We start from the raw sequence: 20,153 nt of genomic DNA, 5'->3' as shown, positions 1-20,153 counted from the left end.
AAATAGCATACAGGCTTTTTTCACATAACTGAGTGTATTGTACCAGTGAAAAAAAACATTATATTGCTATTTTTTGTGCAGGCATCAAACTATTTATTCCCTTTATTAACTCTTCCCTATTTAATGCGTGTCTTAGGTGCTGAGAATTTTGGCGTTGTCGCTATGGTTCAAGCATGGATACAGTATATTATAATTTTTGTTGATTATGGCTTTAACTTTAGTGCGACGTTGTTAATATCAGTCAATAAAAATAAACAATCTAAAATTAACTCTATTTATACAGCAGTGACTGCTGCCAAGTTATTATTGTTATTGGTTGTGTCATGCATTTTTTCTTTATATGTGATGATTAATGGTTCAGATATATACTCACATCTGATCCTCTTAGGCATGATTTCTGTAATTGGTACGGTTTTATTTCCTGTATGGTTATTTCAAGGTATTGAAAAAATGCAGGGTATTGCAATATGTACAACCATCGCAAAATGTATATCTCTACTGCTAATTTTCCTTTTAGTGAAAACAAGTGATGATATGAATATGGCTGTTATTAGTCAATCATCAGGAATGTTTGTCTCAGGAATTTTGGCTTGTATTTTTATAAAAAAACAAAAGTTGGCAAAACTAACAAAAATTTCAATGCAAGAAATTTATTTAGTTTTGTCTAAAGGATTTGACCTTTTTGTATCTAATATAACTATTAGTTTCTATACAACTTTAAATATATTGATTATTGGATATTTTGGTGGTCCGGCATTAGCAGGATATTTTTCAGCAGCAGATAAAATCCGAACTGCTGCGCAAGGTTTAATGAGTCCCGTTCAGCAAGCAATGTTCCCAAGAGTAAGTTCATTGATTAATGATGGAAAAAAGCTCAAGGAAATTTTGAACTTATATGGCAAGAAATTTATGGCATTTGGCTTGCTAATATCGATCTCAATGGCGGCCATAGGCTATCCAGTATCTCTTTATTATTATAGCGCGGAATATCGCGTGTCATCTATGATATTACTGATGATGTCTCCTCTACCATTAATTGTTTCAATCGGTGTTGTATATGGACAGTGGTGGTTGATACCTAATAATTTAACAAAAATTGTCAGAAAAACATATCTGGCTGTTAGTTTCATGCATATTATAGTTTCTGTTATATTAATGCATATAACTCCAACATACGGTGTGACTATCAGTGTTATCATTACAGAAATAATTGTTTCTGCTATTTTTGTTTTGGCTAGTTTTAATAGCGGAAAAATATCAAAATGATTAAATGCAGGCCCAGAAACCCAGCTGGTTATCTATGTCTCTATATTGTCGTTTCATTAGTGTTATGGCTTTCTCAAAATAGTCTATATATCACCTTTGATTCCGGGTTGATGATTTTAATTGTTGCCTATTTGTACTTTTTCTTAGGTTGCTATATAGGCAACAGGACGACAAATCATCATCATTCAGATGGAACAATAAAAAATCAACCGATAGTTAATTTTACATTTCAGATAAAAATTCTACTTGCAATCAACTTAGTTATATTGATTTATCTTTCTTTCCTCTTTAAAGATATTATATCAGGCGGTATTTCTTTCGCAGAATATAGAGATAGTTTATTTAAAGATCAATCGATAAAAGAATATTATGGTGCCTTTGCTGCCTACTTATTTGTATTTGCAACGTTAGTTCCACTTTTTGGTATCAGCTATGGTTTGTACTTGAAGATTAATAATAATAAATCTGCTATCTTTTTCTTCTCATTTTTAATGTTGATAGGGAAAGAAAGTATTTTGATTTCCAGATATTATGTTTTTGCCCCAGTTTTGGCTGCAATAGTAATATTATATTGTTATGATAGCAAAATGACCTTAAAGAAGGTGGTTTTTGCTCTTGCCGTGTTTCTGATCTTGCTATTAGCAATATTTGCTTTTAGAGGGGATAGTGATTTAAGCCAAAGTCTAATTAATACTCGTAATTATGCTATTGCTGGTTACTCACTTTTTACGCATGCGATTGATAGCGGTGAAATTGATACATTATATGAACTTTCGAGTCCATTTTCATTTTTAGGCATACTTGGGGCAAAGTTTTATGACCAAAGTGCTTTCTTTACAAAAGTGCAGGACTTTGTTCTACTCGGGAATGCTGGTTATTTCAATGCTTTTTATACATCATTATTATTGCCGTTTTTATATTTTGGTAGCATAGGATTAGCTTTGCTGAGTTTATTGTATGGATATATTTTGTCAAAAAATCATAAGTTGTTCTTTCATCAAAACTCATTCCTGAACTTCAACTCACTTTTTGCCTTGGTTGTTATTTTCTTTTCTCATCAGTTTTTACCGGTGCAGTTATCCTTTTTTTGGGATTATTTCCTGATCTCGTTATCTGTTCATTTTATTGTAATGTGTTATAGAAATATAAGGAGTAATTTTTGAAAACGTTAGCATTTTATCTTCCACAGTTTCATGAGATTGAAGAAAATAATAAGTGGTGGGGGAAAGGATTCACTGAATGGGTTAATGTCAAAAAAGCAACGCCTCTTTTTAGAAACCATTATCAACCTAGAGAACCTTTGAACGACTATTATTATGATTTGCTAGAAGCCGAAACATTAAAATGGCAATCGGAGCTGGCAAAAAAATATCATATTGATGGTTTTTGTTTTTATCATTATTGGTTTAATGGTAAGCGTTTATTGGATAAACCAGCTGAACTATTATTAGAGAACAAAGATATAGATCTTCCATTCCTTTTTTCATGGGCTAACGAGCCATGGACTCGTAGTTGGGATGGTAGTCATCGAGATGTCATCATGCCCCAGAGTTATGGGGACGAATCAGATTGGTTAAATCATTTTAATTATCTCAAACCATTTTTCGAAGACGAAAGATACATTAAGCACAATGGAAAACCTGTTTTTCTGTTATACCGCTCTGCTAGCTTTGAGAAGTGCAACGAGTGGATTCAGTATTGGCGAAAACTGGCAAAAGATACGTCGTTCGGCGATATACATTTCGTATCAACACTTACTTCATTCGCTCAAGATCATCGCCAGTTAGATTTTGATGCAGAATTGAATTTTGAACCCATGTGTACTTTTGAACATAATATGGGGAAAATTAAGCCGCTAGTACGAAAAGTCGTTGGAAGGATAAAACGTATTTCTAATGAAAAATTAAAAACCAATTACGTGGAGCAGTTATTATCCTATCAATCAATCTGGGATAAAATACTTGAAAAAGATTTCAGTGAAACACATTATTCTGGGGCATTTGTTGACTGGGATAATACTCCAAGGAAAAAGACTAAATCATTGGTTATGAAAGGAAGTGATCCGCAAGTATTTAAGAATAATTTCGACAAGCTTTATAAAAAGTCTATGACTGCAAATGTTCCTTATCTATTTATAAATGCATGGAATGAATGGGCTGAAGGTACTTATCTTGAGCCTGATAAAAAATATGGTCATGGTTATTTGGAAGCGGTGAAAGAAACTGTTGAAAAATATAAATAAATTGATTGGTGGTAAATCGTGATTAGTTCTGTAACTGTAACATTCAATCCTGATATTCTTTGTTTAGAAAAACAGTTTCTGTCTTTGCAGGACCAGATAGATGATGCTGTTATTGTGGATAACGGATCTCAAAATTTTGATGATGTGAAAGATTTAGCTAACAGATTTAATTTTGTTTTGATTAGTTTACCCGTAAATATGGGACTTTCGCATGCACAAAATATTGGTATTGAAAATTCCTTATCTCGCGGTGCCAACTATTTACTTCTGCTTGATCAGGACAGTGTGCTAGGTGCTAATTTTATCAGCGCCATGAGTAAAGTGTACACTCAATATAATGTCGGTATTCTTGGTCCTTCTTTTTATGATCCGCACACAAACGAATTTTATTGGGGCACTAATTATATCGGCCCATTTATTAAACGAACGCCGATACAGGAAATAACGGACGTAACTTACGTTATTGCATCTGGCTCTTTCTTTTCTTCTGACGTTTATAAGAAAGTAGGTAAGATGGAAGAAGCATTGTTTGTGGATTATATTGATGTTGAGTGGGCATTGCGCGCTAAAAAAGTTGGGTATCGCGTGGCAATGACTAATCAAGCCTCTATGGCTCATACGATTGGTGATTCAAGGCTGAATTTATTAGGGCGTAAAATATCTGTTCATAGTCCTATGCGACGTTATTTTCTCGTAAGAAATAGCTTCTTTATGATCAGAAAGTCTTATATTCCTGTAGGCTATAAAATTCGAGAGGTTTTCCTGAACTTTGCCCGTGCAGCAATATCTTTAATCCTAAATAAAGAAAAAAAGAAAACGCTAATAATGATATTTTACGGTATTTGTGATGGGGTTTCAGGCAGATTCGGGCCATTCAAAAGAAATTAGTAACAACTGTCATTGTCTCGTTGCAAATTGATGAGCGTTAGTGACGATATACTTATCGGACTGTTTCAAAAACCATGAAAATTCTTTACATTATTACACGCGCGAATGAAATCGGTGGGGCTCAGACTCATTTGCGAGATATGACATCTGCTTTGGTAAATGATAATCATCAAGTAGAGTTAATAGTTGGAGAGCAAGGCGCTCTAGTTGATGAGCTTCGCGCGATGAATGTGAAAGTTCACATTATCCCTGAACTTGTAAGGGAGATTTCGCCTTATAAAGATATTAAATGCGCGCTAATCACGCGCAAAATTATCAAAGAATTTTCTCCGGATGTCATTGCACTTCATTCTTCTAAAGCCGGCATTGTAGGAAGATTGGCTGCACTTTTCCTGAATATACCTGTTGTTTTTACCGTACACGGTTGGTCCTTTGCAAATGGTGTTAATGATAGTAAGCGGCGTTTGTACATTATTATTGAACGGTTATTCAGCAAAGTCACAGATGAAATAATTACGGTGTCTGCTCAAGATAAACAACTAGCTATCGAACATAACGTCGCTTCTGCCAATCAACAAACAGTAATCCATAATGGTGTTCCATTAAAAAAAACTACTCCTCATGTTTATCATAATAATGCAGTAGTAAAGTTAATTTCTGTTGCTCGCTTTTCAGAACAAAAAGATCATGAAAGCTTATTGAAGGCTCTGAGTTTATTAGAGACGAGAAACTGGGCATTGACGCTGGTAGGTAAAGGGCCCAAATTAGACGAGATGAAGCAGCTTTCACAGGATCTTGGAATAAGCGATAATGTAGTCTTCACAGGCGAACGTTTAGATGTCGATTCCTTACTGGCAGATAGCGATATTTTCCTGTTGATTTCTAATTGGGAAGGGTTCCCTATCAGTATTCTCGAGGCTATGCGTGCAGGCTTACCTGTTTTAGCTTCAGATGTTGGTGGTGTTTCGGAATCTGTCATTGATGGTAAAACGGGGTACCTTGTTCCTCGCGCAGATGTTGACGCCATTAAAAACAGGTTGGCTGATTTAATAAACGATTGCTCTTTACGTGCTGAATTTGGCAAGTCAGGAAATGAATTTTTCCTGAAAAGTTTTTCATTCAATGCGATGTACAATAAAACTGTTGAACTTTATCAAAAAGCAATTAGTAAAAAGCATAATAAATAATTAAATTTTAATTTAATCTCGTAATTTATTCTATTAAATATAAATTATACCTGTATATTTTATAAGGATTAAATTACATCCAGTTTTGTGTAGTCTTGGGTGATCAAGGCCACAAATGCCTACCTCTGACCCTGATTTATGAGTTAAGATTCTTGAAAATTATATCTGTCGGGGTACCCGACAGTGACCACACCTGACAGGAGTATGTAATGTCCAAGCAACAGATCGGCGTTGTCGGTATGGCAGTGATGGGGCGCAACCTGGCGCTCAACATCGAAAGCCGTGGTTATACCGTCTCCGTTTTCAACCGCTCCCGTGATAAGACCGAAGAAGTCATTGCCGAGAACCCAGGCAAGAAACTGGTTCCTTTCTATACGGTGAAAGAGTTCGTTGAGTCTCTGGAAACGCCTCGTCGTATCCTGTTAATGGTGAAAGCGGGCGCAGGTACCGATGCAGCTATCGACTCCCTGAAGCCTTACCTCGAAAAAGGTGACATCATCATTGATGGCGGTAACACCTTCTTCCAGGACACCATCCGTCGTAATCGTGAGCTGTCCGCAGAAGGCTTCAACTTCATCGGTACCGGTGTTTCCGGTGGTGAAGAGGGCGCTCTGAAAGGCCCATCCATCATGCCTGGCGGCCAGAAAGATGCATACGAACTGGTTGCACCTATCCTGACCAAAATCGCAGCCGTGGCTGAAGATGGTGAGCCTTGCGTAACCTATATCGGTGCGGACGGTGCAGGTCACTATGTGAAAATGGTGCACAACGGTATCGAATACGGCGACATGCAGCTGATTGCTGAAGCTTACTCCCTGCTGAAAGGCGGCCTGAACCTCTCTAACGAAGAGTTGGCTGAAACCTTTACCGAGTGGAACAAAGGCGAGCTCAACAGCTACCTGATCGACATCACCAAAGATATCTTCACGAAAAAAGATGAAGAGGGTAAATACTTGGTTGATGTGATTCTGGATGAAGCTGCGAACAAAGGTACCGGTAAATGGACCAGCCAGAGCTCTCTGGATCTGGGCGAACCGTTGTCTCTGATCACCGAATCTGTTTTCGCGCGTTACATCTCTTCCCTGAAAGAGCAGCGCGTCGCGGCGTCTAAAGTGCTGTCTGGCCCACAGGCTAAACCAGCAGGTGATAAAGCCGAATTCGTTGAAAAAGTGCGTCGTGCACTGTACCTGGGTAAAATCGTTTCTTACGCGCAGGGCTTCTCTCAGCTGCGTGCGGCGTCAGACGAGAACAACTGGGATCTGAACTACGGTGAAATCGCGAAGATCTTCCGCGCGGGTTGCATCATTCGTGCGCAGTTCCTGCAGAAAATCACCGATGCCTATGCTGAAAACGCCGGTATCGCTAACCTGCTGCTGGCACCGTACTTCAAGAAAATTGCGGACGAATATCAGCAGGCGCTGCGTGACGTGGTTGCCTACGCTGTCCAGAACGGTATCCCGGTTCCGACCTTCTCTGCTGCAGTAGCCTACTACGACAGCTACCGTGCGGCGGTTCTGCCTGCTAACCTGATTCAGGCACAGCGTGACTACTTTGGTGCGCATACTTACAAACGCACCGATAAAGAAGGCGTGTTCCATACCGAATGGATGGAATAAGTTAACTTACTCGCTGTCATCGCAACCCGGAGCCTGTCTCCGGGTTTTTTTATGCAAAAAGTGTCGCCTGTTATTCGAAGTAGTCTGAATCTCGCTCCGCTCTTAGTGATTACTCCTGGTTTGCCTTGACAGTTCAGTTTGCCAGGAGGTACAAAGCCCAACAGTTATGTTTATCGCGATGGTCTGGCGGCCATCAGTACAGTTAACTCACAGAAGTCATTAGCGAATGAAAATAACAATCTCCGGAACAGGGTATGTCGGTCTTTCTAACGGCATTTTGATTGCTCAGAATCATGAAGTGGTTGCGCTGGATATCGTGCAGGCCAAAGTGGATATGCTCAATCAGAAAAAATCGCCGATTGTGGATAAAGAAATCCAGGACTATCTCAGCAATAAACCGCTGAATTTCCGCGCCACGACTGATAAAGAAGATGCATACCGCAATGCGGATTACGTCATCATTGCGACGCCTACTGACTACGATCCTAAAACCAACTACTTCAACACCTCAACTGTAGAAGCGGTGATAAAAGACGTTATCGCGATCAACCCTGATGCGGTGATGGTCATTAAATCGACCATTCCTGTCGGTTTTACCAAATCCATAAAAGAAAAGTTCGGTATTGATAATATCTTCTTCTCGCCGGAATTCCTGCGTGAGGGGAGAGCACTTTACGATAACCTGCATCCTTCGCGAATCGTTATTGGCGAACGCTCTGAGCGTGCTGAACGTTTTGCTGCATTGCTGCAAGAAGGAGCGCTGAAGAAAGATATTCAGGTGCTGTTTACCGACTCCACCGAAGCTGAGGCGATTAAGCTCTTCGCGAATACCTACCTGGCAATGCGAGTGGCTTATTTCAATGAGCTGGACAGCTACGCTGAGAGTCTTGGATTGAATACCCGCCAGATTATTGAAGGGGTGTGTCTCGACCCGCGCATTGGAAACCACTATAACAACCCGTCATTTGGCTACGGTGGTTATTGCCTGCCAAAAGACACTAAACAACTGCTGGCAAACTATCAGGCTGTGCCGAATAACCTCATTTCGGCGATTGTTGACGCTAACCGTACACGTAAAGATTTCATCTCCGATTCCATCCTTGCGCGTCAACCGAAAGTGGTCGGCGTGTACCGTCTGATCATGAAGAGCGGCTCCGATAATTTCCGCGCCTCATCCATTCAGGGGATCATGAAGCGCATCAAGGCGAAAGGGGTTGAGGTTGTCATCTATGAGCCAGCCATGCCGGACGATCAGTTCTTCAATTCACGGGTGATCCGCGATCTGGACGCTTTTAAGAAAGAAGCCGATGTCATCATTTCAAACCGCATGGCGGAAGAGCTGGCTGACGTGGCGGATAAGGTTTATACCCGCGATCTGTTTGGTAGCGACTGATTCTCTGCTTTATCCTGTAAAAAACCCGGCTGAGTTGCCGGGTTTTTTATTTTCAGACCTTATAGAAATCGCGGTACCAGTCAACGAAGTTCTTCACCCCGTCTTTAACCGAGGTTTGCGGTTTGAATCCGATAACCTCATAAAGCGCCTGGGTATCGGCACTGGTTTCCAGAACATCGCCTGGCTGGAGAGGCAGCATGTTTTTCTCTGCTTTTTTACCCAGGGCGTCTTCCAGGGCGGTGATGTAATCCATCAGTTCTACTGGCGAACTGTTGCCGATGTTGTAAACCCGGTAAGGCGCTGAGCTGGCCGCCGGGGAGCCGGTCTCAACGGTCCAGGTTGTGTCAGACTGGGGAATAACATCCTGCAGACGAATAATGGCTTCAGCGATATCATCAATATACGTGAAGTCGCGCTTCATCTTACCGTAGTTATAGACATCAATGCTTTTGCCTTCAATCATTGCCTTAGTAAACTTAAACAGGGCCATGTCCGGGCGTCCCCACGGACCGTACACGGTGAAGAAGCGCAGGCCGGTGGTCGGCAGATTGTAGAGATGCGAGTAGGTATGCGCCATGAGCTCATTGGCTTTTTTGGTCGCAGCATAGAGTGAGACCGGGTGATCCACGGAATCGTCAGTCGAGAAGGGCATCTTGCGGTTGAGGCCATATACGGAGCTGGATGAGGCATACAGAAGATGCTGAACGTTATTATGGCGGCAGCCTTCCAGCACGTTGAGATGGCCGATAAGGTTGGCATCCGCATACGCGTGAGGGTTTTCAAGAGAGTAACGTACACCCGCCTGCGCGGCCAGATGAATCACACGATCAAACTTCTCACTGGCGAAAAGCGTGGCCATACCTTCCCGGTCAGCTAATTCCAGCTTGTGGAAGGTGAAACTCTCAGATTTTAACAGTTCCAGGCGTGCCAGCTTCAGGTTGACATCGTAGTATTCATTGAGGTTATCGATACCAACAACCTGATGACCGGCCTCAAGGAGGCGTTTACTGACATTCGCACCGATAAAACCTGCAGCGCCCGTGACCAAAAATTTCATAGTTTCCCTCATAAACCTTATTCTTACAGATGCCATAGCGCATCACATGACGTCTATGATAGCGCGAAGGATGTCAGTTACATAACCCATCTTTCCGATATTACTCATCGGATTCTTATAGAAAAATCGCCAGTAATGGATAAACTATACAAACAAAATTATGTTTGCCCTTTTTCATATGTTAGGGATTGTATGACGCAAAACAACAATAGCCAGGTCAGCCGAAGCAATGACCCTGAGCAAATTGATTTACTTGATTTAGTGCTGCAGCTGTGGCGTGGGAAGTGGGTGATAGCAGCCTTTGTTGTTGTTTCTATCGCCCTGGCAATTGGTTATTTATCGGTTGCAAAGGAAAAATGGACCTCAAGCGCGATTATTGCACAACCTGATGTAGCTCAAATTGCGACCTATTCCAATGCATTGAATATCCTCTATGGCAGTGCTGCACCAACGATGGTTGATGTTCAAACACGTGTTATTGGTCGTTTTAATTCTTCCTTCTCTGCATTGGCACAGGCACTTGAAAATCAGGAAGAACCTGAAAAACTGACGATTGAACCTGCTGTAAAAGGGGAAGCATTGCCATTAAGTGTTTCCTATACCAGTACATCCGCAGAAGCAGCTCAAAAACAGCTGGCACAGTACATTCAGCAGGTTGATGAGCAAACGGGAAAAGAGCTTGCCGTCGACCTCAAGGACAATATCAAGGAGCAGATAAAAACTCTGAATGACTCCCTGCAAAACCAGGAGAAGGTTGCTCAGGAGCAGAAGGATCTGCGTATCAAACAGATTGCTGAGGCGCTGAAGAATGCTGAAGCGGCTAAAATCACTTCGCCGCAGATTCAGCAAACCCAGGATGTGACGCAGGAAACGATGTTCCTGCTGGGAAGCGAGGGGCTGAAGTCGATGATTGAAAACGAAGCATCTCGTCCACTGGTCTTTTCTGCTGCATACTATCAGACCAGGCAAAACTTGCTGGATATCCAAAACCTGAACGTAAATCCGGACACTATCCACGTCTATCGTTATGTCATGAAACCGGATCTGCCAGTCCGTCGCGACAGCCCGAAAAAAGCTGTTATTCTGGTTCTTGCCGTGTTGCTTGGTGCGATGGTCGGTTCTGGCGTCCTGCTGGGCCGCAACGCGTTACGCAACTACAAACCAAAAGCCTGATTTGCAGATTAAAAAAAACCGGGGATTACCCCCGGTTTTTTTATTTGTGACGTTTACGTAGATTTTCAATCACCGCCGTCAAATCCAGCTCTTGATCCTGCAGCAGCACCAGCAGGTGATACATTAAATCAGACGCTTCATTCGTCAGTTCCTCGCGGTCATGCACGGTTGCGGCCAGCGCCGTCTCAACGCCTTCTTCACCTACCTTCTGTGCGATGCGCTTGGTTCCGCTGGCGTACAGCTTCGCGGTATAGGAACTCTCAGGGTCAGCCGTTTTACGCTCTGCCAGCAGTTGCTCCAGTTGATACAGGAACAACCACTGGTGGCTTGCCTCGCCGAAGCAGCTGCTGGTGCCCTTGTGGCACGTCGGCCCAATCGGGTTTGCCAGCACCAGCAGGGTATCGTTATCGCAGTCTGGCGTAATGCTCACTACATTCAGGAAATGGCCTGAGGTTTCGCCTTTGGTCCACAGACGCTGTTTCGTGCGGGAGTAGAAGGTCACTTTGCCGCTGTCGATTGTTTTCGCCAGCGCGTCCTGGTTCATATACCCCAGCATCAGCACTTCGCCTGAGACGGCATGCTGGACAATCACCGGCAGTAATCCGTCAGTTTTTTCCCAGTCCAGCTGCGCCTGTTGTTGCTCTGTTAACATACCCTGATCTCCACGCCCTGGTCGGCCAGGTACGTTTTTAACTCACCAATATTAATAATCTGTTTGTGGAACACGGAAGCGGCCAGCGCACCGTCCACGTTGGCGTCGCGGAAGGCTTCGAGGAAGTGTTCCATGGTGCCCGCGCCGCCGGAGGCAATCAGCGGAACGTGACAGACCGCACGAACTTTTTTCAACTGCTCAAGGTCATACCCGTTACGCACGCCGTCCTGGTTCATCATGTTGAGGACAATCTCGCCCGCACCACGCTTCTGCACGTCCTGCACCCAGTCGAGCGTTTCCCACTGCGTCACGCGCGTGCGGCTTTCATCTCCGGTGTACTGGTTGACGTGGTACTTGCCCGTCGCGGCGTCAAACCAGGTGTCGATCCCAACCACAATACACTGCACGCCAAAGCGATCGGCCAGGCGGGTGATCAGCTCCGGGTCGGCCAGGGCAGGGGAGTTGATGGAAATCTTGTCGGCACCAAAAGAGAGAATTTTGGCGGCGTCGTCAGCGGACTTAATCCCGCCCGCCACGCAGAATGGAATGTCGATCACTTCCGCCACGCGTGCCACCCAGCTTTTATCGACCACGCGGCCATCGCTGGAAGCGGTGATATCATAAAAGACCAGCTCGTCTGCGCCTTCATCGGCATAGCGTTTTGCCAGCGGGACGATGTCGCCAATGATCTCGTGGTTGCGGAACTGCACGCCTTTCACGACCTGGCCGTTACGTACGTCCAGGCAAGGAATTATCCGTTTTGCCAGCATTGAATCGCCTCCGTCACAGTAAATTTACCTTCCAGCAGGGCCCGGCCCACAATTACGCCCTGCACACCGGTACCGCGCAGCGCGGCCACGTCGTCTATATCACCGATACCGCCAGAAGACTGGAACGCTACCTGCGGATAACGCGCACAGACCTCTTCATACAGCGAGACGTTGGAGCCCGCGAGCGTTCCGTCGCGGGAGATGTCCGTGCATAACACGTGCTTCAGGCCGACGGGAAGATAGATATCGACCAGCTCTTCCAGCGTCACGCCGGAGTTTTCCTGCCAGCCGCTAACGGCCACCTGCTTATTACCCTGTTCGTCAATACGCACGTCCAGCGCCAGCACCAGGGCATCGGCACCAAAGCGACGGAACCAGCCTTTCACTGTCTCAGGATCTTTCACGGCGGTTGAACCCACCACCACGCGGGCCACGCCAGCGTCCAGCAGCGCCGCAACGTCATCTTCCGTACGCACGCCGCCGCCGACCTGTACGGGGACATCAACGCCGGCAACCAGTTTTTTCAGCAGCGGGATCTGGCGCTTCGCCGGATCTTTAGCGCCCGTCAAATCCACCAGATGCAGCACCTGAGCACCCTGGGCAGCATAATCCTGCAGACGCGGCAGCGGATCGTTACCGTAGTCGTGCTGCTGGCTGTAATCACCCTGATGGAGACGAACAACCGTGCCGTCAATTAAATCTAAAGCGGGAATAATCATCACATCTCCAGGAAGTTTTTCAGCAGCTGAGCGCCTGCGGCGCCAGAGCGTTCCGGGTGAAACTGCACGCCGTAAAAATTATCTTTCTGTACTGCTGCGGTAAACGCCTCGCCGTAGTTGCACTGGGCAATAGTGTTAGCGTTCACCGGCATGGCGTAGCTGTGCACGAAGTAAAAATACGCACCGTCTTCAATGCCGCGAAACAGCCGGTCGCCCGCTTTGGCGTAAACGCGGTTCCACCCCATATGTGGCAGAGGCAGGCCGTGGTCGGTCATTTTCGGCACGTCTTCGTCAATAATGCCCAGCAGGTCAACGCCGTTGCTCTCTTCGCTGCGGCGGCCAAGGATCTGCATGCCAAGGCAAATGCCCAGCACCGGCTGGGTACAGGCTTTGATCAGATCGACCAGCTCGCGTTCGCGAATCTGATCCATAGCAGCCTGTGCGGTTCCCACGCCCGGTAAAAAGAGTTTGTCAGCGCGCAGCACCACGTCCGGGTCACGGCTCACCACCGGCTCATAGCCGTGGCGCGCAATGGCCGATTTTACGGAGTTCAGGTTGGCGCATCCGGTATCCAGAATCACCACGTTCATTACAGCACTCCTTTCGACGAGGGCAGGGCGTCACCTTCCACGCGAATCGCCTGGCGAAGGGTACGGCCAAAGGCTTTGAAGAGACTCTCCACGCGATGGTGGTCGTTCTTGCCTTTGGTCTTCAGGTGCAGCGTCAGGCCCATGGTGTAGGACAATGAGCGGAAGAAGTGCTCTACCATTTCGGTACTGAGATCGCCCACGCGCTGATAGGTGAAATCGGCTTTATATTCCAGGTGCGGACGACCGGAGATGTCCATTGCGCAGCGCGCCAGACACTCGTCCATTGGCAGAACGAAGCCAAAACGATTGATACCGCGCTTATCACCGAGCGCCAGCTTCAGGGCTTCGCCCAGCGCCAGGCCGGTATCTTCCACGGTGTGGTGATCGTCAATGTAGAGATCGCCTTTTACCGTAATTTCCATGCGGAAACCGCCGTGGGTGGCAATCTGGTCCAGCATGTGGTCGAAGAAACCGACGCCGGTGTGGATCTTGCTGCCGCCTTCACGGTCCAGCCAGACCTTCACATCAATCTGCGTCTCTTTTGTGTTGCGCTCAACGTGCGAATAGCGGTCACGTTTTGTCAGCTGCTCGCCAATCTTCGCCCAGTTAAGGTTGTTGCGGTCGTAGCGGAGCCCCGCGATGCCCATGTTTTCCGCCAGCGTAATATCGGTGATGCGATCGCCGATGACATAGCTGTTGGTTTTATCCAGCGCATCTTCAGCCAGATAGCGCTCAACCAGCTTCACCTTTGGCTTACGGCAGTCACACGCATCGGCCGGCATGTGCGGGCAAATCAGCACTTCATCAAACACCACGCCCTGAGAGGTCAGCACCTGCATCATCAGATTATGCGGGCCGTCAAAGTCCGCCTGCGGGAAGCTGTCGGTACCCAGACCGTCCTGGTTGGTGATCATCACCAGCTTAAAGCCCGCTTTTTGCAGATTAAGCAGCACCGGGATCACGTCCGGTTCAAAAGCCAGCTTGTCGAATCGATCGACCTGAAAATCGGCTGGTGGCTCCGAAATAAGGGTGCCGTCACGATCGATGAAAAGGATCTTCTGGGTCATACTTTCTCCGCTTTCAGGGCGTCAATCACGCGCTGGCTCTCTGCACGGGTGCCTACGGTAATGCGCAGGCATCCGCTCAGAGAAGGTTGTTTATTCTGGTCTCGTAAGATAATGCCCTGATCCCACAAAGATTTAAATACGGCGCTGGAGGCAGTGAAGCGCACCAGGATGTAGTTGGTTTCGGAGTCGAACACCTGCTCCACGCAAGGAATATCCTTCAGGGCGGTCACCAGATAAAGACGTTCCTCCAGGATTTGCGCTACGCGTTCGCGCATCGCGTTGATCCCCTGAGGCGTCAGCGCCTGTGCTGCGATATCGGCAACCGGCGTCGAGAGCGGGTACGGGGCGATCACTTTCAGCAGCAGGTCGATGACCTCTTTATTCGCCAGGGTGAATCCGCAGCGCAGACCCGCGAGGGCAAAGGCTTTCGACAGCGTACGCAGCACGACCAGGTGCGGATACTCTTCCAGCCAGCCTGCCAGCGTCGCCTGTGGGCAGAACTCGATATAGGCTTCGTCGGCCACAACAAGGGCTTTACCGCGCGTCATCTCCAGCAAGGAGCGGATATCCTGCGGGTTGATAATCTGTCCGGTCGGGTTGTTCGGGCTGCAGACAAACACGACTTTTACGCCATCGAGATTGTCAGCAATGCCCTGCAAATCGAGCTGCCAGTTGTCCAGCGCCTGCACGTTGCGGCACGTTACGCCGAAGGTTTCTGCGCTGACGCTGTACATGCCGTAGGTAGGCTGGCAGTACATCACCGCATCTTTGCCCGGCTCGCAGAAGGCGCGGATCAGCAGTTCAATGCCCTCATCCGCGCCGCGGCTGACCAGCACCTGCTCCGGCTTCACTTCCGCGTACTGCGCGTAGTTTTCAATCACCGCTTTGGGCTGACACTCCGGATAGCGGTTCAGCGTTTGCTGCGACAGCTCAAACTGCACCGCCGTCGGGAATTCGTTGGCGTTCAGCCAGACATCCCCTTTGCCGCCCAGACGACGCGCAGACTGGTAAGGCGTCAGGCGACGGACATTTTCGCGGGCTAATTCTTCAATGTTCATGCTTGCTCCTTCAGGGCTGCAACGCGCAGCGTAACGGCATTTTTGTGGGCGGTCAGTCGCTCGGCGGCAGCCAGCGTTTCAATAGTAGAAGCCAGTGACGCAAACCCTTCGCGGGAGAGTTCCTGCACGGTCATGCGTTTCTGGAAATCCGCCAGGCCCAGGCTGGAACAGGTAGAGGTGTAGCCATACGTGGGCAGTACGTGGTTGGTGCCGGAGGCGTAATCGCCCGCGGATTCCGGTGACCAGTCGCCGAGGAACACCGAGCCCGCGCTGGTGATGCTGTCGACCAGATCGCGCGCGCTGCGGGTCTGAATAATCAGGTGCTCCGGGCCGTACTGGTTGGAGATAGCAATGCACTGATCCAGATCGCGCGTCACAATCAGGCGGCTGGCAGCTAACGCCTGGCGTGCCGTGTCGGCGCGGGGCAGGTCGGCAAGCTGACGCTCAACGGCTTCGCCCACGCGTTTCGCCATATCGGCATCCGGCGTCAGCAGGATGACCTGCGAGTCCGGGCCGTGTTCCGCCTGAGAAAGCAGGTCGGAGGCTACGAAGTCCGGCGTTGCGCCGCTGTCGGCAATCACCAGCACTTCAGACGGGCCGGCAGGCATATCGATGGCCGCGCCGTCCAGACGCTGGCTGACCTGGCGCTTGGCTTCGGTCACATACGCATTGCCCGGGCCAAAAATTTTGTCGACCTTCGGAATGGATTCCGTGCCGAACGCCAGGGCTGAAATCGCCTGCGCGCCGCCCACTTTATATACCGCCTGCACGCCACACAGCTTCGCCGCATAAAGGATCTCGTCGGCAATCGGTGGCGGTGAGCAAAGCACCACTTTCTGACAACCGGCGATACGCGCCGGGGTGGCAAGCATCAGGACGGTGGAAAACAGTGGGGCTGACCCACCTGGAATATAAAGCCCCACAGACGCGACCGGACGGGTCACCTGCTGGCAACGCACGCCGGGCAGGGTTTCGACATCCACGGTCTGCAGCTTTTGCGCGGTGTGGAAGGTATCAATGTTTTTCACCGCGACGGCCATCGCCTGCTTGATGTCGTCACCCAAACGATTACTGGCATCAATGATTTCCTGCCCGGTAACCTGTAATGCGCCGACTTCCGTCTTATCAAATTTTGCACTGTATTCACGCAGCGCGTCATCGCCACGGGCTTTGACGTTATCCAGGATCTCCGCCACGATGCGTGAGATGCTTTCTGAGGCGGAAATTGCCGGGCGCATCAGCAGTTCGCGCTGCTGTGCGTCGCTACAGTTATTCCAGTCGATGATTGTGTTAAAGCTCATGGCAATTACTCCATCATCTTCTCAATAGGCAGCACCAGGATGGAGCTTGCGCCCAGCGCCTTCAGTTTTTCCATAGTTTCCCAGAACAGGGTTTCGCTGCTCACCATGTGCATTGCCACGCGCTGCTGATCGCCCGCCAGCGGCAGGATGGTTGGGCGCTCAGCGCCCGGCAGCAGGGCAATCACTTCATCCAGACGCTCGGTTGGGGCGTGCATCATGATGTATTTGGACTCACGCGCCTGAATCACACCCTGAATACGGGTCAGCAGTTTATCGATCAGCTGCTGCTTGGCATCGGCCATGTCGCCGTCGCGCTGAATCAGGCACGCTTTAGAGCGGTAGATCACTTCCACTTCGCGCAGACCGTTCGCTTCCAGCGTCGCGCCGGTAGAGACGAGGTCACAGATGGCGTCCGCCAGACCCGCTCGCGGCGCCACTTCAACAGAGCCGTTCAGCAGGCAGGATTTAAACTGCACGCCTTTCTGGTCGAGATAACGCTTTAACAGGTGAGGGTAAGAGGTGGCGATACGTTTGCCATTCAGTGCAGCCGGGCCGTCCCAGGCTTCATCAACCGGCGTTGCCAGCGACAGGCGGCAGCCGCCGAAGTCCAGACGACGCAGGGTGAAGTAACGCGGATCTTCGCCCTGCGCGCGGCGGGTCAGCAGCTCTTCTTCCAGCACGTTTTCACCGATGATGCCGAGGTCAACGACGCCATCCATGACCAGGCCGGGAATATCGTCATCACGCACGCGCAGAATGTCGATGGGCATGTTTTCAGCCAGAGCAATCAGGCGCTGGGTGTGCAGGTTAATTTTAATCCCGCAGCGGGCCAGCAGTTCGCGTGAATCGTCGCTCAAACGGCCTGATTTTTGAATAGCTATGCGTAAGCGTGAGTTATCTAACATTCTTTATTCCTCGTTAACCTGTTTTAATCTGTCTGAATTCGATCCAAAAAAAAGCCCCCGGAAGAAGATCTTCCGGGGGCTTTTTCATGCGTTCATGCACCACTGGAAGATCCAAACGTCTTCCAGCACACATCGCCTGAAAGACTAGTCAGGATGATGGTGATGATGGTGGTGTTTAAATTGAACGCGTGTCATATAAATTCTCGATGAATGCTTATTCATTTGATGTCTTTTAACCTAAACCAGTTGTACGACATATTGCAAGGGCTTTTTTTGATCATTAATTCATTTCATATTGATGCTATGAATTGTGTGTTCTGCCGGGCTGGCGTAGCCTTATGAAAGACGAGTGAGAGTCAGGAGAATTCGCATGAAAAAGGTTGCGATTGTCGGTTTAGGATGGCTGGGAATGCCGCTGGCGATGTCATTGGCCGCGAAAGGCTGGCAGGTGACCGGGAGCAAAACCACGGCGGATGGGGTAGAGGCAGCGCGCATGTGTGGTATTGATGGCGTTGAACTGCGTCTTGAACCGGAGCTGGTGTGTGATGCTGACGATCTGGACACGCTGATGAACGTCGATGCGCTGGTGATCACACTCCCCGCGCGGCGCAGTGGCCCGGGCGAGTCGTTTTATCTGCAGGCGATGCAGGAGATCGTCGACAGCGCGCTGGCGCACCATGTTCCGCGCATCATTTTTACCAGCTCGACGTCGGTCTATGGCGAGGTTGAGGGTGTGGTGAAAGAGAGTTCCGAGCGCCGTCCCGTTACGGCGAGCGGTAAGGTCCTGAAAGAGCTGGAAGACTGGCTGCATCATCTTCCCGGCACGCAGGTCGATATCGTGCGTCTGGCGGGGCTGGTGGGCCCTGACCGCCATCCGGGACGCTTTTTTGCCGGTAAATCTGCGCCAGACGGCCAGCATGTCGTCAATCTTGTACATCTTGACGACGTTGTTGGCGCGATTGAGCTACTCTTACAGGCTCCGAAAGGTGGACACATCTATAATATATGTGCACCGTCTCATCCGGCGCGCAGCACGTTTTACCCGCTGATGGCACGTCAGCTGGGCCTGGCTCCGCCGGTTTTTGGTGAGGCAAAGGATGAAAGTAAAGGCAAAATTGTTGATGGCAATCGCATTTGTCATGAGCTGGGGTTTGAGTATCAGTATCCCGATCCGCTGGTGATGCCCATGGAATAAGACCCGCAGCGGAGACGATCGCACACCAGAAGGGGGCGAGCATGAAACCGCTACTGGATGTTCTTATTATTCTGGATGCACTGGAAAAAGAGGGGAGCTTTGCCGCTGCGTCGGCAAAGCTCTACAAAACCCCATCTGCGTTGAGCTATACCGTTCAAAAACTGGAAAGCGATCTTAATATCCAGATCCTCGATCGCTCCGGGCATCGCGCCCGTTTTACCCGTACCGGACAGATGCTGCTGGAAAAAGGCCGCGAAGTCCTCCATACCGTTCGTGAACTCGAAAAACAGGCCGTAAAACTCCATCAGGGGTGGGAAAACGAGCTGGTTATTGGCGTGGATGATACCTTTCCGTTTTCTCTCCTGACGCCGCTGATTGAAGCCTTTTATCAACACCACAGCGTGACCCGGCTTATCTTTATAAATGGCGTGCTGGGGGGCTCCTGGGATGCCTTAACGCAGGGCAGGGCGGATATTTTTGTCGGTGCACTCCATGAGCCTCCCCAGTTGAGTGAGTTTGGTTTTGCCCGTCTGGGCGTGCTGGAGCAGGTGTTTGCCGTGGCGCCTCATCATCCCCTGGCTCAGGAACCAGAGCCCATTAACCGTCGCGTGATTAAAGGCTACCGCGCCATAGTGGTCGGTGACAGCTCTCGTCCGGAATGTTCGGTTTCCTCCCAGCTGCTTGATGAGCAGGAGGCCATTACCGTTTTCGACTTTAAAACCAAGCTGGAACTGCAAATAAGTGGCCTGGGCTGCGGCTATTTACCCCGCTATCTGGCGCAGCGGTTTATTGACAGCGGTGCGCTTGTTGAAAAACAGGTACTTGCTCAAAGCAGTAATGATTCGGTGTGGGTAGGCTGGAACGAACAAACTGCCGGGCTGGCCAGCGCCTGGTGGCGGGACGAAATTTTAGCAAATAGTGCTATCGCCGCCGTTTACTCTCAGCCCGGCGTCCAGAAATCAGCCAGTTAGAAAAAAGAAAAACGGACCGGGCGTTGCAAAGTATTGCCTTTTGTATCCGATGTGGGGCAAAATGCCGCCGCTGCAACCAAATGAATAATCGACGATATAAAAG

20 protein-coding genes and 1 other annotated feature are annotated in these 20,153 nt (G+C 48.5%); of the genes, 10 read left to right on the top strand and 10 right to left on the bottom strand.

Features of this window, described 5'->3' with window-relative positions; genetic code table 11:
* Positions 1-45 precede the first annotated feature (45 nt).
* From FU672_RS03480 to ugd, 7 genes are all read left to right on the top strand, one after another.
* Complete coding sequence (locus tag FU672_RS03480) at positions 46-1,266, top strand: oligosaccharide flippase family protein (protein WP_187360777.1); 1,221 nt, start codon at positions 46-48, stop codon at positions 1,264-1,266.
* Entirely contained in the window at positions 1,263-2,429 is a 1,167-nt protein-coding gene (locus FU672_RS03475; protein WP_148242176.1) for an O-antigen polymerase, read from the top strand. The genes FU672_RS03480 and FU672_RS03475 overlap by 4 nt, the downstream gene beginning before the upstream one ends.
* Complete coding sequence (locus tag FU672_RS03470; protein WP_148242175.1) at positions 2,426-3,508, top strand: glycosyltransferase WbsX family protein; 1,083 nt, start codon at positions 2,426-2,428, stop codon at positions 3,506-3,508. Before FU672_RS03475 ends, FU672_RS03470 begins: the two co-directional genes overlap by 4 nt.
* A gap of 18 nt (positions 3,509-3,526) precedes the next feature.
* On the top strand, positions 3,527-4,396 hold the full coding sequence (locus FU672_RS03465; RefSeq protein ID WP_148242174.1) for a rhamnosyltransferase: 870 nt from the start codon (positions 3,527-3,529) through the stop codon (positions 4,394-4,396).
* Positions 4,397-4,470: 74 nt separating this feature from the next.
* On the top strand, positions 4,471-5,583 hold the full coding sequence (locus FU672_RS03460; protein ID WP_148242173.1) for a glycosyltransferase family 4 protein: 1,113 nt from the start codon (positions 4,471-4,473) through the stop codon (positions 5,581-5,583).
* Positions 5,584-5,792: 209 nt separating this feature from the next.
* On the top strand, positions 5,793-7,199 hold the full coding sequence (gene gnd / locus FU672_RS03455; RefSeq protein ID WP_024908082.1) for an NADP-dependent phosphogluconate dehydrogenase: 1,407 nt from the start codon (positions 5,793-5,795) through the stop codon (positions 7,197-7,199).
* Between the two features lie 226 nt (positions 7,200-7,425).
* Positions 7,426-8,592 carry a UDP-glucose 6-dehydrogenase gene (ugd, locus tag FU672_RS03450; protein ID WP_148242172.1) on the top strand — a complete coding sequence of 389 codons (1,167 nt, stop codon included), beginning with the start codon at positions 7,426-7,428 and terminating at the stop codon, positions 8,590-8,592.
* A gap of 52 nt (positions 8,593-8,644) precedes the next feature.
* Here the strand turns inward: ugd and FU672_RS03445 are convergent, their stop codons facing one another.
* Entirely contained in the window at positions 8,645-9,649 is a 1,005-nt protein-coding gene (locus FU672_RS03445; protein WP_148242171.1) for an NAD-dependent epimerase, read from the bottom strand.
* Positions 9,650-9,841: 192 nt separating this feature from the next.
* On the opposite strand from FU672_RS03445, the gene wzzB reads away from it, so the two are divergent.
* Entirely contained in the window at positions 9,842-10,822 is a 981-nt protein-coding gene (wzzB, locus tag FU672_RS03440) for an LPS O-antigen chain length determinant protein WzzB (RefSeq protein ID WP_148242170.1), read from the top strand.
* A 40-nt stretch (positions 10,823-10,862) separates the two neighbouring features.
* Here the strand turns inward: wzzB and hisIE are convergent, their stop codons facing one another.
* From hisIE to hisL, 9 genes are all read right to left on the bottom strand, one after another.
* Complete coding sequence (gene hisIE / locus FU672_RS03435) at positions 10,863-11,474, bottom strand: bifunctional phosphoribosyl-AMP cyclohydrolase/phosphoribosyl-ATP diphosphatase HisIE (protein ID WP_148242169.1); 612 nt, start codon at positions 11,472-11,474, stop codon at positions 10,863-10,865.
* Positions 11,468-12,244 (bottom strand): imidazole glycerol phosphate synthase subunit HisF, encoded by a 777-nt coding sequence (hisF, locus tag FU672_RS03430; protein WP_148242168.1) that lies wholly within the window; start codon positions 12,242-12,244, stop codon positions 11,468-11,470. The genes hisIE and hisF overlap by 7 nt, the downstream gene beginning before the upstream one ends.
* Positions 12,226-12,963: a 1-(5-phosphoribosyl)-5-[(5-phosphoribosylamino)methylideneamino]imidazole-4-carboxamide isomerase gene (hisA, locus tag FU672_RS03425; RefSeq protein WP_148242167.1), complete on the bottom strand. Its 738-nt coding sequence runs from the start codon at positions 12,961-12,963 to the stop codon at positions 12,226-12,228. The genes hisF and hisA overlap by 19 nt, the downstream gene beginning before the upstream one ends.
* Positions 12,963-13,553 (bottom strand): imidazole glycerol phosphate synthase subunit HisH, encoded by a 591-nt coding sequence (hisH, locus tag FU672_RS03420; protein ID WP_100165939.1) that lies wholly within the window; start codon positions 13,551-13,553, stop codon positions 12,963-12,965. The genes hisA and hisH overlap by 1 nt, the downstream gene beginning before the upstream one ends.
* Positions 13,553-14,620 (bottom strand): bifunctional histidinol-phosphatase/imidazoleglycerol-phosphate dehydratase HisB, encoded by a 1,068-nt coding sequence (hisB, locus tag FU672_RS03415; protein ID WP_148242166.1) that lies wholly within the window; start codon positions 14,618-14,620, stop codon positions 13,553-13,555. Before hisB ends, hisH begins: the two co-directional genes overlap by 1 nt.
* Entirely contained in the window at positions 14,617-15,678 is a 1,062-nt protein-coding gene (hisC, locus tag FU672_RS03410; RefSeq protein WP_148242165.1) for a histidinol-phosphate transaminase, read from the bottom strand. The genes hisB and hisC overlap by 4 nt, the downstream gene beginning before the upstream one ends.
* Positions 15,675-16,979 carry a histidinol dehydrogenase gene (hisD, locus tag FU672_RS03405; protein WP_148242164.1) on the bottom strand — a complete coding sequence of 435 codons (1,305 nt, stop codon included), beginning with the start codon at positions 16,977-16,979 and terminating at the stop codon, positions 15,675-15,677. Before hisD ends, hisC begins: the two co-directional genes overlap by 4 nt.
* 5 nt (positions 16,980-16,984) lie before the next feature.
* Entirely contained in the window at positions 16,985-17,884 is a 900-nt protein-coding gene (gene hisG / locus FU672_RS03400; RefSeq protein ID WP_028018500.1) for an ATP phosphoribosyltransferase, read from the bottom strand.
* 45 nt (positions 17,885-17,929) lie between these two features.
* Positions 17,930-18,053 (bottom strand) — a sequence feature (His leader region).
* On the bottom strand, positions 18,029-18,079 hold the full coding sequence (hisL, locus tag FU672_RS03395) for a his operon leader peptide (protein WP_001364200.1): 51 nt from the start codon (positions 18,077-18,079) through the stop codon (positions 18,029-18,031). (Overlaps the previous feature by 25 nt.)
* Positions 18,080-18,254: 175 nt before the next feature.
* Here hisL and FU672_RS03390 point away from each other — a divergent pair, with 175 nt between their 5' ends.
* Both FU672_RS03390 and FU672_RS03385 read left to right on the top strand, forming a co-directional pair.
* Positions 18,255-19,079, top strand: coding sequence for an SDR family oxidoreductase (locus FU672_RS03390; protein WP_148242163.1), 825 nt, complete (start codon positions 18,255-18,257; stop codon positions 19,077-19,079).
* A 41-nt stretch (positions 19,080-19,120) separates the two neighbouring features.
* Positions 19,121-20,050 carry a LysR substrate-binding domain-containing protein gene (locus FU672_RS03385; RefSeq protein WP_148242162.1) on the top strand — a complete coding sequence of 310 codons (930 nt, stop codon included), beginning with the start codon at positions 19,121-19,123 and terminating at the stop codon, positions 20,048-20,050.
* Positions 20,051-20,153 lie beyond the last annotated feature (103 nt).

It is taken from the genome of Enterobacter asburiae, from assembly GCF_008080435.1.
GTDB lineage: Bacteria > Pseudomonadota > Gammaproteobacteria > Enterobacterales > Enterobacteriaceae > Enterobacter > Enterobacter asburiae_C.
The sequence above is the reverse complement of the archived record's forward strand: the minus strand, read 5'-3'. Positions and strand labels throughout refer to the sequence as shown.